The sequence below is a fragment of the Nocardia takedensis NBRC 100417 genome (genome assembly GCF_000308695.1).
GTDB lineage: Bacteria > Actinomycetota > Actinomycetes > Mycobacteriales > Mycobacteriaceae > Nocardia > Nocardia takedensis.
In genome coordinates this window covers 364473-379680 of the sequence record NZ_BAGG01000093.1, presented here as the reverse complement: position 1 = coordinate 379680, position 15208 = coordinate 364473, and the positions used below count along the sequence as shown (strand labels likewise).

Sequence of the window (15208 nt, the reverse complement as noted above, 5' to 3'; positions counted from 1 at the left end):
GGCGGTGACGGTCCGGCGGAGTCGCACGGTGACGCGGAGTTGGCGCGGATGCAGGAGGCGTTCCTGGATTCGGCGTGGGCGCACCGCGATCCGCTGGAGGTGGAGGTGGCCTTCGAGACCTCGATCGCCGGGGTGGTGATCCGGGGCCGGATGGACGCGGTGTTCGCCGAACCGGGCGGCGGCTGGATCGTCGTGGACTGGAAGACCGGGGCCGAGCCGGGGCCCGACGACGAGGCCGCGGTGGCGATGCAGTTGGCGATCTACCGGGTGGCCCTGGCCCGGCTCATGGCCGCGCGCACCGGCGCGGACGAGGCGCAGGTACTGGAACGGGTCGGCGCGGCGTTCCACTACGTGCGATCCGGCCGCACGGTGCGCCCGGACAGCCTGCCCGGCCCGGCCGAACTCGCCGACCTCATCCGCACCTCGGCTCCACCGCGCGAACCCGCGGATTAGATCCCGCGGGTGACCCGCCGCGCCTGGGTGATCAACGGGAGTTGCAGCGGCAACCGCACGCCGCCTGTTCGCGTCGAGACGTGGCGGTATTCGGCCGAGCCTGTAGGCTGCCGTGCTGTGCCGGAGGTACAGGTGACGCCGGAGTGGTCGAGCTCGATGAGCGGCAGGGGTGATGACACCGGTGTTGGGTGAGTTCGGAGACAGGTCGCGCGGCCTCGGCCTCTCGGGCAGGCCGGATTTCGCGCTGGTGGGTCTGCTGCGGATTCCCGAAACGCAGACCAGTCCGTGGATTTCGCTGATCCGCCGGGTGCTGTTCGCGATCGGGTTGCTGTTCGGCGCGGCCTTGGTGGTCTACATCGGCCGCGACGGCTACAACGACAACTCCGGCGGCGAACTGTCGTTCCTGGACGCCTTCTACTACGCGACGGTCTCGCTCTCGACCACCGGCTACGGCGATATCGCGCCCGCCTCGCCGGAGGCGAGGCTGGCCAATATCGTCATCATCACGCCGTTGCGCGTGCTCTTCCTCATCGTGCTCGTCGGTACGACCATCGGCGTGCTCACCGAGCGTTCCCGGCAGGCATTCAAGATCCAGCGTTGGAGGCACAGCGTGCGCAATCACACCGTGGTCGTCGGTTACGGCACGAAAGGGCGGACCGCGATCCACGCGATGATCGCCGACGGTGTGCAGCAGGCCGACATCGTCGTCGTGGACACCGATTCGGTGGCGTTGGAGGCGGCGGGCAACGCCGGTCTGGTGACGGTGCACGGTTCGGCGACCCAGTCCGATGTGCTGCGCCTGGCCAGTGTGCAGAACGCGGCGTCGGTGGTGGTGGCCGCCAACCGCGACGACACCGCGGTGCTGGTCACCCTGACGGCGCGGGAACTGAACAAGAAGGCCAAGATCGTGGTCGCGATCCGCGAGGCCGAGAACACCCATCTGCTGCGTCAGTCCGGCGCGGATTCGGTGGTGGTGTCCTCCGAGACGGCGGGTCGACTGCTCGGCATCGCGACCACCACGCCCACGGTGGTCGAGATCATGGAGGACCTGCTGACCCCCGAACAGGGTTTCGCGGTCGCCGAACGGGATGTGGAACCCGCCGAGATCGGCGGTTCGCCAAGGCATCTCAGCGATATCGTGCTCGGCGTGGTGCGCGCGGGCGAGCTGATCCGGGTCGGCGAACCCGAGGTCGACGCGCTCGAGGCGGGCGACAAACTGCTCTACATCCGTCGCGTGCAGAAGTGACCGTCTCCGGGTGAGTCGTTCGCGGCGGCAGACTAGGGTCGAGGCGTGTCCTTCGCCTTGAACGCCGTGCCGTTGCTGTCACGTTCCACCGTCGACCGGGCCGAACTGGTCCGGGCCGACGAGCAGGCCCTGAAGGAGGGGTGGTCGCGGGCGCGTCTGCTGCGCGTCAACCACCGCGGGCAGATCAGAATGGTCGACGGCGCGTTGGCTTTCGATGACGCCGTGTCGTTCTCGGCCGAACCCGCCCCGGCGGCGGTCTTCCTCGGCATCGCCGAGGACAGGCACCTGTGGGCGATCCGCGACGCCGAGTTGGACGGCGAACTGACCGACCTGCGCAGGCTCGCGGGCGGGATCGACGATTTCACCGCGGGCGTGCTCGCGGCCGCGCTGGCCCTGCTGAACTGGCACGACAAGGCGGGCTTCGACGCCACCGACGGCGCGGCGACGGTCCTGAGCAAGGGCGGCTGGGCCCGGCTGAGCGAGGCGGGCGGCGAGGAGTTCCCGCGCATCGATCCGGCCGTGATCTGCCTGATCCACGACGGCGGCGACCGGGTGCTGCTGGCGCGTCAGCACGCCTGGCCGGGCACCCTGTTCTCGATCCTGGCCGGCTTCGTGGAGGCGGGGGAGTCGCTGGAACGGTGCGTCGAACGGGAGATGAAAGAGGAAGTCGGGCTCGACGTGCGCGAGATCCACTACCTCGGCAGTCAGCCGTGGCCGTTCCCGCGCTCGCTGATGCTCGGATTCGCGGCGGTCGCCGACCCCGAACAGCCGCTGACCTTCTCCGACGGCGAGATCGCCGAAGCGCACTGGTTCAGCCGCGACGAGGTGCGCGCCGCGCTCTCGGCGGGCGACTGGTCCAGCCGCGACCGGGGCGTGCGCCTGCTGCTGCCCGGCTCGATCTCCATCGCCAGGACGATGCTCGAATCGTGGGCCGCGCGCGACTGACGCGCGGCCGTCGGGCGGGAACGGGCCTCAGCCCAGGGTCGCGAGGACTTCCTTGACCTTGGCCAGTGACGGGTTGGTCGCCGTCGAACCGTCGGTGAAGCGCACCGTGGGCACGACGTGGTTGCCGTTGTTCACGCTGCCGACGAACTCGGCCGAGGCCGGGTCCTGTTCGATATCGATCTCCACGTAGCTGATGCCCGACTCCTCCAGCTGCTTCTTCAGCCGCCGGCAGTATCCGCACCAGGTGGTGGAGTACATGGTCAGGTCAGGATTCGCATCGGTCACGGACTGTGCAACGCCGGACCGCGCGTTCCTGTTCCTGGCGGCGGCGCGCGCGACCGGCCTGCGTGTCGGGGTGGGCTGTCATGATGGACGCCGTGCCCGCACTCGATCCAGCCGACCTCGATCCCGAGCAGGCCGCCGCCGTCCGGGCCCCGCGCGGACCGGTGTGCGTGCTGGCGGGCGCGGGCACCGGCAAGACGCGCACGATCACCCACCGCATCGCGCACCTGGTCTCGGCGGGCCACGTCAAGGCGGATCAGGTGCTCGCGGTCACCTTCACCGCCCGCGCGGCCGGTGAACTGCGCGCCCGCCTGCGCTCGCTCGACCTGGGCGGCGCGGCGAACCAGGTGCAGGCGCGCACGTTCCACGCGGCGGCCCTGCGGCAGCTCACCTATTTCTGGCCGCAGGTCGTGGGCGAGGTGCCGTGGCGGCTGCTGGACGGCAAATTTCCCCTGGTCGCCCAGGCCGCCCGGCTGGAAGGTCTGCCCGCCGACAGCGACAGCCTGCGTGATCTGACCGGCGAGATCGAATGGGCCAAAGGGTCGCTCATCGCCCCCGAGGACTACCCGGCGGCGGCGGTGCGCCGGGAACCGCCGTTCGAGGCGCAGCGGGTGGCCCGCGTCTACGCCGCCTACGAATCGGCGAAGATCACCCCCGACGGCATGCTGCTCGACTTCGACGACCTGCTGCTGCACACCGCCGCCGCGCTCGAGGACTTCCCGGCCGTCGCCGACGAATTCCGCGGGCGCTACCGCAGTTTCGTGGTCGACGAGTACCAGGACGTCACCCCGCTGCAACAGCGGGTGCTGAACGCCTGGCTCGGCGAGCGCGACGATCTGACGGTGGTCGGCGACGCCAACCAGACCATCTACTCCTTCACCGGCGCCACCCCCTCCTACCTGCTCGATTTCTCCCGCCGCTACCCCGAGGCGAGTGTGATCCGCCTCGAACGCGACTACCGCTCCACCCCGCAGGTGGTCGACCTGGCCAACCGCGTGATCGGCGCGGCGCGCGGGCGGATCGCGGGGACCAGGCTGCAATTGATCGGTCAGCGGCCCGACGGTCCCGCGCCGGTCTTCGCCGAATACGACGACGTTCCCGCCGAGGCCGCCGCGGTGGCCGCGCGCGTGGACAAGCTGATCGCGGCGGGCACCCCGGCGCGCGAGATCGCGGTGCTGTACCGGATCAACGCCCAGTCCGAGTCCTACGAGCAGGCGCTCACCGAACTCGCCATCCCGTACCAGGTGCGCGGCGGTGAGCAGTTCTTCCAGCGCGCCGAGGTCAGGCAGGCCGTCTCGGCGCTGCGGCGGGCGGCGGGGCGCGAGGATCTGCCAGAGGCCGCGTTGCGCGGGGAAGCCCTGGTCACCTTGGTCAAGGCGACGCTGGCCCCGGTGGGTCTCACCGCCGAGGAACCCACGGGCGCGCAGCAACGGCAGCGCTGGGAATCGCTCTCGGCCTTGGTGCGCCTGACCGAGGAACTGCGCACCCATACCGCCGACCTGGACCTGCACGGTCTGCTGCGCGAACTGGCCGCCCGCGCCGAGGCCCGCCACCCACCCACCGTGCAGGGGGTCACCCTCGCCTCGCTGCACGCCGCCAAGGGGCTGGAATGGGACGCGGTGTTCCTGGTGGGCCTGTCCGACGGCACCGTGCCGATCGCGCACGTCTTGGCCGACGACGGGTCGGTGGCCGACGCCGACGCCCTGGAAGAGGAGCGCAGGCTGCTCTACGTGGGCGTCACCCGTGCGCGCCGGGATCTGCACCTGTCCTGGGCGTTGGCGCGCACTCCCGGCGCGCGCCGCGCGCGCCGCCGCTCGCGCTTCCTGAACGGGCTGGTCCCGGAGGATTCGCCCGCCTCGCCGATCGCCCGCCCGAAGGAGCGGGTCGACCGCGACCTGCCGACCTGCCGGGTGTGCGGTCGAATGCTGGTCGGCGCCACCGACACCGGGCTCGGACGGTGTGCGCGCTGTCCGGCCGAACTCGACGAGACGCTGCTGTCGGCCCTGATGGACTGGCGTCGGGAGAAGGCCGCGCAGTCCGGTCTGGTGACCTCGGCGATCCTCACCGCCAACGCCATGACGGCCATCGCCGAGCAGTTCCCGCGCACCGAGGCAGATCTGGTCAAGATCGCCGGCATCCGCCAGTACAAGCTGCGCGAGTACGGCGCGGAGATCCTCGCGATAGTCGCCTCCCGCGCGCGATCTTCGACATCACAAAACCGCAGGTAGAAAATATGTTGTCCCGCCGCGCGCGATTGCCTATGGTGGGAATCACGCACCGGGAGGGCATCTCGGCGCGCACAGTTCCGACAGTTACGAGTACAGGAGGGAGGCAGACAACATGAACAGCATCGTGAACAGCATCGCTTTCGGCGATGCGGTGACCGTGCCCGTGTCGGCCTCCCGGGGGGTCCTCGCTTTGCAGGGGACCGGTCCGTCCGTCGCGGGCGCGTTCGGCGTCGATGCTTCCGGCACGCAGGTGAAAACCGTGTGCTCGCATCAGCTGAACGGCGCACTGCGCCAGGACGCGGCCAGCGGTAGCTGGCACCCGGCGGCCATCCAGGCGGCCGGCGTCTTCGCATTCGCCGGATACGAGCAGGCATTCACCCTCCCCGAAACCCTCGAAGTTTCGGACGAGGGCGGCATGCAGGCAGCCCGCCTCCGCACCGCACACCAAGCGATCGTGATCAGGAATCGACGCAGATGTCGATCTAGGTAGGGGACTCCCCAGACCTCCTGGCCACGGATCGCACGAAGCGAAATCCGTGGCCATTCTCATTTCGAGCGGCACTTCAGCCGACAGCCACCGGTTTCGTGGACAACGTTACGAACCGCTGCAAATGACGCTGAAGGAGAACGACGTGTTCACCGCCGAGAGCTGGCCGCAGGCCACCACTCACGTGACATGCCGAACCGTGGCCCGTCCGTCGCGCACCCGCGAGGTGGCGAAGGTCCTGCCCTGCCGGGCCGGAGACCCGGACCTGTGGTTCGCCGAGAGCCCGGCTCAGCTCGAGCAGGCCAAGGCACTGTGCGAGTCCTGCCCGATCCGCAAGGGCTGCCTGAACGCGGCCCTGGATCGCGGTGAGCCCTGGGGTGTTTGGGGTGGTGAGATCTTCGACCAAGGTGTCGTGATCGCCCGCAAGCGCCCGCGTGGACGTCCGCGCAAGGTCGCGATCTCCGCATGAGCGGCGATCACGACGAACGGTCTTCCGGGTTCGTGATCCGCGCGCGTCTCGCCGCGCCGCGGAGCACGAACCCGGGGCCGAGGTCTCCCCTCCCTCCGGTCGCTGAGGTCCTTGCCGTCGGGGCCCAGGAACGCGAAAGCAGACAAGCCGCTCACCGTGAGATCCGGTGTGCGGCTCGTTTGCGTTGTGCGGGAGGCTGATTCGCCGATCTCAGGTGGCCGAGCGCTCCCCGCGCAGACCGGGCAGCCAGGTGTTGGCCAACCGCATGAACGGGATCTCGGCGTCGAGTTGGGCCAGGATGCCCACCGACCCGCCGAGGACGCGGAAGATCATCACGTGCTCGGCGGGCAGTTGCATCGCCCGGGCCGTTTTCATCTCCGGGCTGGAGATGTCGGAGGCCTTGCCCGCCACCCGCTGCATCCACTTGCGGGTGAAATGGAACGATTCGGTGCGGATCGGATCGGTGAACGGGCGCAAGTAGTCGGCGATCTCCTGATCGGTGATGGTGCGCCCCGGGATGATCCACCCGTGGTCGTAGAGCAGTTCGGTGAGCTCCTCGAACCGGTCGGCGACCGCGAGGGCCAGCATCCGCCCGAGCACTTCGGGGAAACCGTTCGGCAGCGGAGCGCACGCGCCGAAATCGATCACCGCCAGCGTGTCGTCGGGCAGCATCATGAAATTGCCCGGGTGCGGGTCGGCGTGCAGCAGGCCCACCGTCTCCGGCGAGGAGAAGTGGAACTGCCCCATCAGCAGCGCGACCCGGTTGCGCAGGTCGCGGGTGCCCTCGGGATCTTCTGCGCCGCGCTGGATGATCTTCGAGACCGCCGTGCCGTCGAGCCATTCGGTGACGATCACCTTCGGCGCGCTCGCCACCACCTTGGGTACCCGGATCTCGGCGTGCCCGTCGAACGCCTTCGCGAAGGCGCGCTGGTTGGCGGCCTCGTTGCGGTAGTCGAGTTCCTCCTCGGTGCGTTCGGTGATCTCGGCGAGGATCGGCTTGACGTCCGCGCCCGGGATGACCGACGAGATGAGCCCCGTCATCCGCGACAGCGTCTTCAGGTCGGCGCGCAGCGCCTCGTCCGCACCCGGATACTGCACCTTCACCGCGACCGCGCGGCCATCCGACCACACCGCCTTGTGCACCTGACCGATGCTGGCCGAGGCCGCGGGTTCGTCGTCGAAGTGCTGGAAACGCTGCCGCCACTGCGTGCCGAGTTGCTGATCGAGGACCCGGTGCACGGTGGCGGCGGGCATCGGCGGCGCCGCGGCCTGCAATTTGGTCAGCGCCTCGCGGTAGTGCTCGCCGAACTCCTCCGGGACCGCGGCCTCCATCACGCTCAGCGCCTGCCCGAACTTCATCGCGCCGCCCTTGAGCTCACCGAGTACGGTGAACAGTTGCTCGGCGGCCTTCTGGTTCAGCTGGGCGTTGATCTCGGACTTGTCCCCGCCCGCCAGCTTCTTCCCGAACCCGACGGCGGCGCGGCCCGCGATACCCAGCGGAATCTTGGCCAGCTTGGCATTGCGGGAGGAGCGACGGCGCACGATATCGGACACCCATCCATCATGGCCGACGCGAGCCGGGGATCGCCATCGTATTGTGATCAGTTTCCCCCTCCGCCTGTGAGTACCGTCACGTTCATGCCGTGGCGCGCACCGTGCGGCAGCCGCAGTCCCCGTGCGGGGCCCAGTGCCGCTGTTCGATCAACTGGGAGTCGAGATCCAGTTCCAGGGTGGTGTCCAACGTGGCGGGCGTGCGCAACGGTGAGCAGGCCACGATCGCCTCGACCTCGTTGAGGGCCAGCGCCGCCGTCGCCGCGATGGCGGCGGGCGAGGCGTGCCCGACCCGCCCGACCAATTGCGCCGCCAGATGCGGCCAGTCCGCGTCCAGATCCGCGCGGGTCAAATCGGCGCACCGCAGGCAACTGGTCTCACCGGGCAGGACCAGCGGACCGATGACCCCCTTGCCGTCGCGGATGCGCACGCACAGGTGCGGGATGCGGTGCACCACGAGTTCGGCGGCCAGGTGCGGGTCGACCACCAGATCGTCGGCCAGCACCACCAGATCGGTCCGCCACCGCCCGGTGACGGTGTCGGGCGCGTACCCTCGCGATCGTTCCGGATGAATCCCGATGCGGCCCAACCCGATCGCGAGCGCGTCGGTCAGCGGGCCGAGCCCGTGCAGGCGCACCGTGCGGATGTGGCCGCGGTGGGTGCGCGGATGCACCAGCAGGCCCGCCGCGTCTATCTCGGTGAGCAGCGCCAGCGTGCGCTCGGCGGGGAGGCCCGCTTCCTCCGCCTCGTAGACCACCTGGGGATGGGTGTGCAGACCGTCGAGCAGGCGCACGAAGGCGAGGACCGCGGCGGTGTCCAACCCCGGCGGGGCCAACAGCAGCGCCCGCTCGGGGTCCCAGCCCAGTTGCACCACCCCCGACGGGCGGACCAGGACGGTCACCCTCGGGTTCAGCATCGGTCCGCGCGCACAGGTCGAGGTCATGCCGGAAGTATGCACAGACCGGGACCTGCGGCTTCGCGAGCGAACCGCGGTTGTCCACAGGTTCGCGCGCTGTCCACAGGGGAGCTAGGACGTGCCGTTGTCCTTGTCGCGCTCACGCTCGGCCCGCTCCGCGGCCTCACGGGCCTCGGTCTCGGCCAACTGGGCCAGCGGGTCGTCGAAGGCCGTCGCGCCGCCGCCGATCACCGAGTCGATGAAGCCGGCGGGGGAGTCCAGATCGTCGGAATGTGGCAGCAGATCCGGATGCGCCCACACGCCGTCGCGCGCCTCGATGCCCGCGTCGGTCGTCAACCGCCGCCACAGCGCCGCGGCCTCGCGCAGCTTGCGGGGACGCAGTTCCAACCCGACCAGGGTGGCGAAGGTCTGCTCGGCCGGTCCGCCGGTGGCCCGGCGCCGCCGCAGCGTCTCGGCCAGCGCGCCCGCGCCGGGCAGTCGTTCCCCGACCGCCTCGGCGACCACGACCTGCACCCAGCCCTCGATCAGGGCCAACAGCGTCTCGAGCCGTTCCAGCGCCTGCTTCTGCTCGGGCGTGGTCTGCGGCTCGAAGGTGCCCTTGGACAGGATCTCCTCGAGTTTGGACGGGTCGGCCAACGACATCGGGTCGATGCTCTGCGCGGCCTGCTCCATCGCGGAGAAGTCCATCCTGATCCCGCGCGCGTAGTCCTCCACCGCGCCGAGCACCTGCTGACGCAGCCACGGCACATGCTGGAACAGGCGCTGGTGGGCGGCTTCGCGCGCGGCGAGGAACACCATGATCTCGCTCTCGGGCTGTTCGAGCCCGGCGCTGAATTCGGCGATCGCGGCGGGCAGCAGCGCCGCCGTGCCGGTGGGACCGAGCGGAAGACCGATATCGGTGGAGGTCAGCACCTCCTTGGCCAGCTGGCCGAGGGCCTGACCGAGTTGCGAGCCGAACGCGAGCCCGCCCATCTGGGCCAGCATGCCGACCATCGGACCCGCGAACTGACGCGCTTCCTCGGGCAGTTGGGTACTCCACATGCCCGAGATCTGCTCGGCCACCGGATCGCAGAGCCGCTTCCAGGTCGGGACCGTCTCCTCGATCCAGTCGTTCGGCGTCCACGCCACGGTTCTGCTCGCGCCCGCGGGCAGCGTGGTGGCGTTGTCGAGCCACAGTTCGGCCAAGTGCGCGGCGTCGGTGACCGCGCGCGTCGTGCCCTCCGAGACGGGAGCGACCGACGAACCGAGTTGCTGGCGGGCCAACCGCTTGGCGACGTCGTAGTTCACCGGGCCGCCCTGGCCGCCGGGCTGACCCATTCCGCTGAGCATCTGACCGAGCTGGGTCAGCATCTGCCCCAACTGGGACGGGTCGAAGCCGCCCGCACCGCCCGTCGCGAACCCGAACGGGTTGTTCGAATCGGCGCCGCTCGGCCCCTCGCGACGCTTGCGGGCATCGTCGTCGTCGTTGGAGAAACCGAAGGGGAGGTCTGTCATAGAGCCAACGTTACGCGTGCGGACCGCGTGGCCGATGTGCGACGGCACACCATCGGCCGGTCGGCGCGTCGTGTTCGCGCGAGGCGAACAACGGTCGGGCGCGGCGCCGCGAAACCGTGCCTCTACCGCGCGCGCACCCCCCCGGTCACTATGGTGGGCCTGGTGAATCGTCGGATCATGACCTTGGTGGCCGCCCTGCTTCCGGTGCTCGTCCTCGGTGTGATCGGCACCGTCGTCACCGTGCCCTACGTCGCGCTCGGGCCGGGGCCCACCTTCAACACCCTCGGCTCCGTCGACGGCAAGCAGGTCGTGGACGTGCAGGGCACCGAGGTCGATCCGACCACCGGCAACCTCAACATGACCACCGTCTCGGTCCGCGACGGGCTGAACCTGTTCGAGGCGTTCGGCTTCTGGGTCAGCGGCGAACACGGCCTGGTCCCGCGCGCCGAGGTCTACCCGCCCGGTGTGCCGCGCGAGGAGATCGACAAGTCCAACCAGCAGGACTTCAAGGATTCCGAGGGGTACGCGGAGGTCGCGGCCCTGCACTTCCTGAACCTGCCCACGGTGGTGCTGCTGCGCAACGTCGGCGACGGGCCCGCCAAGGGCATCCTGGAACCCGGCGACGAACTGATCTCGATCAACGACGCGCCCACCGCCTCGCCCGCCGACGTGGTCAAGGCGGTGTCCTCGCAGGCGCCCGGCAGTCAGCTGACCGTGCGTTTCCGGCGCGGGGCCGCCGAGCAGAGCGCCACCATCACCCTGGCCGCGCGCCCCGACGATCCGACCAAGGGCTATCTCGGCATCACGCCGGGCGAGGGCGCGCGCCCGCCCATGCGGGTCACCTTCAACCTCGCCGACATCGGCGGCCCCTCGGCGGGACTCATGTTCAGCCTCGCGCTGATCGACAAGCTCAGCCCGGGCGAACTCGACGGCGGCAAATTCGTCGCGGGGACCGGCACCATCGACCAGGACGGCGCGGTCGGGCCGATCGGCGGCATCCAGTACAAGATGATCGCCGCGCGCGAGGAGGGGGCGGAGACCTTCCTGGTCCCCGCCGACAACTGCAACGAGGCCAAACAGCGCACCCCCGACGGCCTGCGCCTGGTCAAGGTCGAGAACTTGGCGGGCGCGGTGCGCTCGCTCGACGACATCAAGGCCGGGCGCGAGACCGTCGGCTGCGAGTAGGCCCGCCTACTCGAAGGTGTGGTGCAGCGCCTCGACCAGGTTCGGCGCGAGATTCGGATAGGTGCGCAGGTCGAGGTCGCCGAATTCGTCGTCGTCCTCGGGACGCAGTTGCAGCAGGCACAGCGACGCGCCGTCGCGCAGCACCGCGGCCAGCAGTCGGGCCTCGCGGCGTCCGGGATGGGCTTCGGCGGCGGCGCGCGCGGCGGCGTCGGCGGCTTCGTGATCGGCCAACAGCGGTTCCAGCGCGTCGTCGAGGGTGCTCTCGGCGTCGGGCGGCAGCACCACGATCTCCTGCACCAGCACGCATCCCTTGACCGCGGGCGGCCAGGTGGTCGTGGCGAGGAATTCGTCGAGGGCCATCGATCCGCCGGTAATGTCCTCGGGGAAGGCTTCCTGCGCGATCGGGGTCAGTTCGTTGCCTTCGTCGAGTTGGTCGAGCAGACCCGGTTCGGCGGCCACCAGGTCGGCGGTGGGCACCAGCGCGAACATCTGCGGCGGTCGACCCCAGCCTTCGCCGTCGGCGAATTCGGCCACCTCCCGGACGGAGCGGGCAAGGACGAGTTCGGCATGCAGGTCTGCGGTCACCGGGCCATCCTCGCATCACCGCCCCGGCCCGCGTGGCGGGACCGGGCGACTCGCGTGCGGGCGATCTCCACCGCAGGTCCGCGGTGCCGTGCGAGGTCCGCCGCCCCCCGCGATGTCCGTTTCCGTAGAGTGGGCGCCAGACGGTCCGACAGGACCAACCCCGCATCATCGGACTGCGGTGCATCGCCCGGCGACGGAGCGGTCGCCGCCGGACCCTGGAGAGTGGCACGTGGGCATGCGGCCCCCCACCGGCTTACCTTCGTTGTCCCGCCGCAGCCGAGTGCTGCTCGTGGCAGCGGTCGTCCTGGCGGCGCTGCTGCTGTTGGGACCGCGACTGACCGACGCCTACACGAACTGGCTGTGGTTCGGCGAGGTCGGGTATCGCGATGTCTACCTGACGGTGGTGCGCAGTCGCGTCATCCTGTTCGCCGCGGTCGCGCTGCTGGTCGGCGTCGTGGTGTGGCTGGCGTTGCTGCTGGCCTACCGGACCAGGCCGGTGTTCGTGCCGGTGGCCGGACCCAACGACCCGATCGCCCGCTACCGGACCACGGTGATGAGCAGGCTGCGACTGTTCGGCGTCGGCATCCCGGTGCTGCTGGGCGTGCTCTCGGGGCTGGTGGCCCAGTCGAACTGGGTGACGTTGCAGCTGTTCCTCAACGGCGGGTCCTTCGGGCAGCAGGATCCGCAGTTCCACCTCGACGTCGGCTTCTACGCCTTCGACCTGCCGTTCTACCGGATGGTGCTGAACTGGCTGTTCGTCGCGGTGGTGATCGCGTTCTTCGCGAACCTGGTGACCCACTACGTCTTCGGCGGTCTGCGTCTGAGCGGCCGGGAGGGCACGCTCACCAAGCCCGCGCGTATCCAACTCGCCATCCTCGCGGGCACGTTCGTGCTGCTCAAGGCGGTCGCCTACTGGTTCGACCGCTACGACCTGCTGATGAGCAGCCGCAAGGAGCCCACCTTCACCGGCGGTTCGTTCACCGACATCAACGCGGTGCTGCCGGGCAAGTTGATCCTGCTCGCCATCGCGGTGATCTGCGCGATCGCCTTCTTCGCCGGCATCGTGCTGCGCGATCTGCGGGTGCCCGCGATGGCCGCGGCGCTGCTGGTGCTGTCCTCGATCCTGGTCGGCGCGGTGTATCCGCTGATCGTCGAACAGTTCTCCGTGCGCCCGAACGCCGCGGACAAGGAGAGCGAGTTCATCGAACGCAACATCGCCGCCACCCGGCAGGCGTTCGGCATCACCGAGGACAAGATCGACTACCGCGACTACAAGGGTGAGAGCACCAAGAGCCCGCTCGAGGTGCCGGTGGACGCCGCGACCATCGCCAACGCGCGACTGCTCGACCCGAACATCCTCTCGCCCACCTTCACCCAGTTGCGTCAGCTGAAGAACTTCTACGGCTTCCCGGAATCGCTGGACATCGACCGCTACACCATCGACGGCGACACCCAGGACTACGTGGTCGCCGCGCGTGAGCTCTCGCCCTCGGCGCTGTCGGGCAACCAGACCGACTGGATCAACAAGCACACCGTCTACACCCACGGCAACGGTTTCGTCGCCGCGCCCGCCAACCGGGTCAACAAGCCGCAGACCGAGGACCCGAACGCGACCGACGCGGGCAGCAGCGACAGCGGCTACCCGATCTTCATGGTCAGCGATCTGTTCACCCCGGCCGACAAGCAGCGGTTCAAGTTGGATCAGCCGCGCGTCTACTTCGGCGAGATGATCGCCAGCGCCGATCCCGACTACGCGATCGTCGGCGCGGAGGAGGGGCAGCGGCCGCGCGAATACGATTCCGACACCGCCCAGTACACCTATACCGGTCAGGGCGGCGTCTCGATCGGCAACTGGTTCAACCGGCTCGCCTTCGCCGCCAAGTACGCCGAGCGCAACATCCTGTTCTCCTCGGCCATCGGCGACGACTCCAAGATCATCTTCAACCGCGATCCCCGCGACCGCGTGCAGAAGGTCGCGCCGTGGCTGACCACCGACGGCAACTCCTATCCCGCCGTGGTCAACGGCCGGATCGTGTGGATCGTCGACGCCTACACCACGCTGGAGAACTACCCCTACGCGCAGTCGACCTCGCTCGACGGCGCGGTGGAGGACAGCATCGACCGCAAGACCGGTCGCCTGCTGCCCCGCAAGGAGGTCAGCTACATCCGCAACTCGGTCAAGGCTGTGGTCGACGCCTACGACGGCTCGGTCAACCTCTACGAGGTGGATTCGACCGATCCGGTGCTGGCGGCCTGGCGCGGGGTGTTCCCGAACGCGGTGAAGCCGGAGAGCGAGATCAGCCCGGAACTGCGGGCGCACTTCCGCTATCCCGAGGACGTGTTCAAGGTGCAGCGCGAGATGCTGACCAAGTACCACGTCAACGATCCGCGGGAGTTCTTCACCAACAACGCGTTCTGGTCGGTGCCCAGCGATCCGACCTCGGACGCGGTGCCCGCGGCCAATCAGCCGCCGTACTACGTGCTGATCGGCGATCCGAAGACGAACAAGCCGGTGTTCAACCTGACCAGCGCGATGGTCGGCTACAACAGGCAGTTCCTGTCGGCCTACATCTCGGTGCGGTCGGACCCGGACGGCTACGGCAAGTTCACGATCCTGCAATTGCCCACCGACACCCAGACATTGGGACCGCAGCAGACGCAGAACCGGATGACGACGGCGCCCGAGGTGTCGCGCGAGAAGACACTGCTGTCCAATTCCAACAAGATCAGATACGGCAATCTGCTGACCCTGCCGGTGGCCGACGGCGGCATCCTCTATGTGGAGCCGTTCTACAACGAGCGCAACACCGGCCCGAACACGGCGACGTTCCCGCAGTTGCTACGGGTGCTGGTCAGCTATCGCGATGCCGCGGGCAGTGTGAAGGTCGGTTACGCCTCGACGTTGGCGGACGCGCTGAATCAGGTGATCCCCGGCGCGGGCGCGTTGGCGACGCCGTTCGGCGGCGATTCGGTGAACCGACCCAGACCGGGGACGGCGCCGAGCACCGATCAGGGCACGACCCCGCCCGCGTCGGGCGGTCAGCAGCAGGGCACCGCGCCGCCCGTCACCGGCGGCGGCACGCCCAAGGATCAGGCCGCCCAGGAGCTGGAACGCAAGATCGAGGCCGTCCGCGCGGCCATGCGGACCGGTAACTTCGCGGACTTCGGCAAGGCGCTGGAGGAGTTGGAGGCCGCGGTGAAGGCCTACCAGTCGGCGGGTCCGTAGTCGTAGGCGAACGAAAAGGCCGCCCTCGGAGGTCCGAGGGCGGCCTTTCCTTGTGCTACCGGCCGGTTTCGGGGGGCCGGTGCGCGGCGGCGCGCTGTCCCAGTGAGCGCACCGCCGCGGACGCTCGGTCGTCGACGGGTC

The 15208-nt window shown here is 69.4% G+C and carries 14 protein-coding genes; 8 read left to right on the top strand and 6 right to left on the bottom strand.

From position 1 onward, the window contains the following. A partial coding sequence (locus ON30_RS20785) for a PD-(D/E)XK nuclease family protein (protein ID WP_040709179.1) occupies window positions 1-453 on the top strand: 453 nt, incomplete at its 5' end. On the opposite strand, the gene ON30_RS39300 is transcribed toward ON30_RS20785, so the two are convergent. Further along, window positions 450-632, bottom strand: a complete 183-nt coding sequence (locus ON30_RS39300) for a hypothetical protein (protein WP_157183793.1) — start codon at window positions 630-632, stop codon at window positions 450-452. The two genes, ON30_RS20785 and ON30_RS39300, sit on opposite strands and share 4 nt — an antisense overlap. Between ON30_RS39300 and ON30_RS20780 the strand changes: the two genes are divergently transcribed. Beyond that, on the top strand, window positions 626-1699 hold the full coding sequence (locus tag ON30_RS20780) for a potassium channel family protein (RefSeq protein ID WP_040709178.1): 1074 nt from the start codon (window positions 626-628) through the stop codon (window positions 1697-1699). The genes ON30_RS39300 and ON30_RS20780 overlap by 7 nt on opposite strands. Window positions 1700-1744: 45 nt before the next feature. After that, window positions 1745-2644 carry an NAD(+) diphosphatase gene (nudC, locus tag ON30_RS20775; protein WP_040709177.1) on the top strand — a complete coding sequence of 300 codons (900 nt, stop codon included), beginning with the start codon at window positions 1745-1747 and terminating at the stop codon, window positions 2642-2644. 27 nt (window positions 2645-2671) lie between these two features. Here nudC and ON30_RS20770 read toward each other — a convergent pair whose 3' ends face one another. Then, entirely contained in the window at window positions 2672-2902 is a 231-nt protein-coding gene (locus tag ON30_RS20770) for a mycoredoxin (protein WP_083911550.1), read from the bottom strand. 107 nt (window positions 2903-3009) lie between these two features. Between ON30_RS20770 and ON30_RS20765 the strand changes: the two genes are divergently transcribed. From ON30_RS20765 to ON30_RS20755, 3 genes are all read left to right on the top strand, one after another. Next, window positions 3010-5154 (top strand): ATP-dependent DNA helicase UvrD2, encoded by a 2145-nt coding sequence (locus ON30_RS20765; protein ID WP_051029613.1) that lies wholly within the window; start codon window positions 3010-3012, stop codon window positions 5152-5154. 112 nt (window positions 5155-5266) lie between these two features. Then, complete coding sequence (locus ON30_RS20760; protein WP_040709175.1) at window positions 5267-5644, top strand: hypothetical protein; 378 nt, start codon at window positions 5267-5269, stop codon at window positions 5642-5644. Between the two features lie 121 nt (window positions 5645-5765). Further along, window positions 5766-6110 carry a WhiB family transcriptional regulator gene (locus ON30_RS20755; protein WP_063719918.1) on the top strand — a complete coding sequence of 115 codons (345 nt, stop codon included), beginning with the start codon at window positions 5766-5768 and terminating at the stop codon, window positions 6108-6110. 210 nt (window positions 6111-6320) lie between these two features. On the opposite strand, the gene ON30_RS20750 is transcribed toward ON30_RS20755, so the two are convergent. The 3 genes from ON30_RS20750 to ON30_RS20740 all read right to left on the bottom strand — a co-directional run bounded on the left by ON30_RS20750 (window position 6321) and on the right by ON30_RS20740 (window position 10071). Beyond that, on the bottom strand, window positions 6321-7664 hold the full coding sequence (locus tag ON30_RS20750; protein ID WP_040709174.1) for an ABC1 kinase family protein: 1344 nt from the start codon (window positions 7662-7664) through the stop codon (window positions 6321-6323). Between the two features lie 82 nt (window positions 7665-7746). Further along, a complete protein-coding gene (locus ON30_RS20745) occupies window positions 7747-8604 on the bottom strand; it encodes a hypothetical protein (RefSeq protein ID WP_040709172.1) in 858 nt (285 codons plus the stop codon). Window positions 8605-8688: 84 nt separating this feature from the next. Next, window positions 8689-10071 (bottom strand): zinc-dependent metalloprotease, encoded by a 1383-nt coding sequence (locus ON30_RS20740; RefSeq protein WP_040709170.1) that lies wholly within the window; start codon window positions 10069-10071, stop codon window positions 8689-8691. Window positions 10072-10233: 162 nt separating this feature from the next. Here ON30_RS20740 and ON30_RS20735 point away from each other — a divergent pair, with 162 nt between their 5' ends. Further along, window positions 10234-11256 carry a YlbL family protein gene (locus ON30_RS20735; protein ID WP_218006289.1) on the top strand — a complete coding sequence of 341 codons (1023 nt, stop codon included), beginning with the start codon at window positions 10234-10236 and terminating at the stop codon, window positions 11254-11256. 6 nt (window positions 11257-11262) lie between these two features. Here the strand turns inward: ON30_RS20735 and ON30_RS20730 are convergent, their stop codons facing one another. After that, a complete protein-coding gene (locus ON30_RS20730; RefSeq protein WP_040709168.1) occupies window positions 11263-11841 on the bottom strand; it encodes a PPA1309 family protein in 579 nt (192 codons plus the stop codon). A gap of 229 nt (window positions 11842-12070) precedes the next feature. On the opposite strand from ON30_RS20730, the gene ON30_RS20725 reads away from it, so the two are divergent. Next, the gene (locus ON30_RS20725; protein WP_040709166.1) at window positions 12071-15067 is read left to right on the top strand and encodes a UPF0182 family protein; all 2997 of its coding nucleotides are present in this window, start codon (window positions 12071-12073) and stop codon (window positions 15065-15067) included. Window positions 15068-15208: the final 141 nt, after the last annotated feature.

Bases quoted from the DNA above. Each gene is read 5' to 3' on its own strand.
- ON30_RS20780 (WP_040709178.1), top strand. From the start codon at position 626: ATGACACCGGTGTTGGGTGAGTTCGGAGACAGGTCGCGCGGCCTCGGC.
- ON30_RS20770 (WP_083911550.1), bottom strand. From the start codon at position 2,902: ATGTACTCCACCACCTGGTGCGGATACTGCCGGCGGCTGAAGAAGCAG.
- ON30_RS20765 (WP_051029613.1), top strand. From the start codon at position 3,010: ATGATGGACGCCGTGCCCGCACTCGATCCAGCCGACCTCGATCCCGAG.
- ON30_RS20760 (WP_040709175.1), top strand. From the start codon at position 5,267: ATGAACAGCATCGTGAACAGCATCGCTTTCGGCGATGCGGTGACCGTG.
- ON30_RS20755 (WP_063719918.1), top strand. From the start codon at position 5,766: ATGACGCTGAAGGAGAACGACGTGTTCACCGCCGAGAGCTGGCCGCAG.
- ON30_RS20745 (WP_040709172.1), bottom strand. From the start codon at position 8,604: ATGACCTCGACCTGTGCGCGCGGACCGATGCTGAACCCGAGGGTGACC.
- ON30_RS20740 (WP_040709170.1), bottom strand. From the start codon at position 10,071: ATGACAGACCTCCCCTTCGGTTTCTCCAACGACGACGACGATGCCCGC.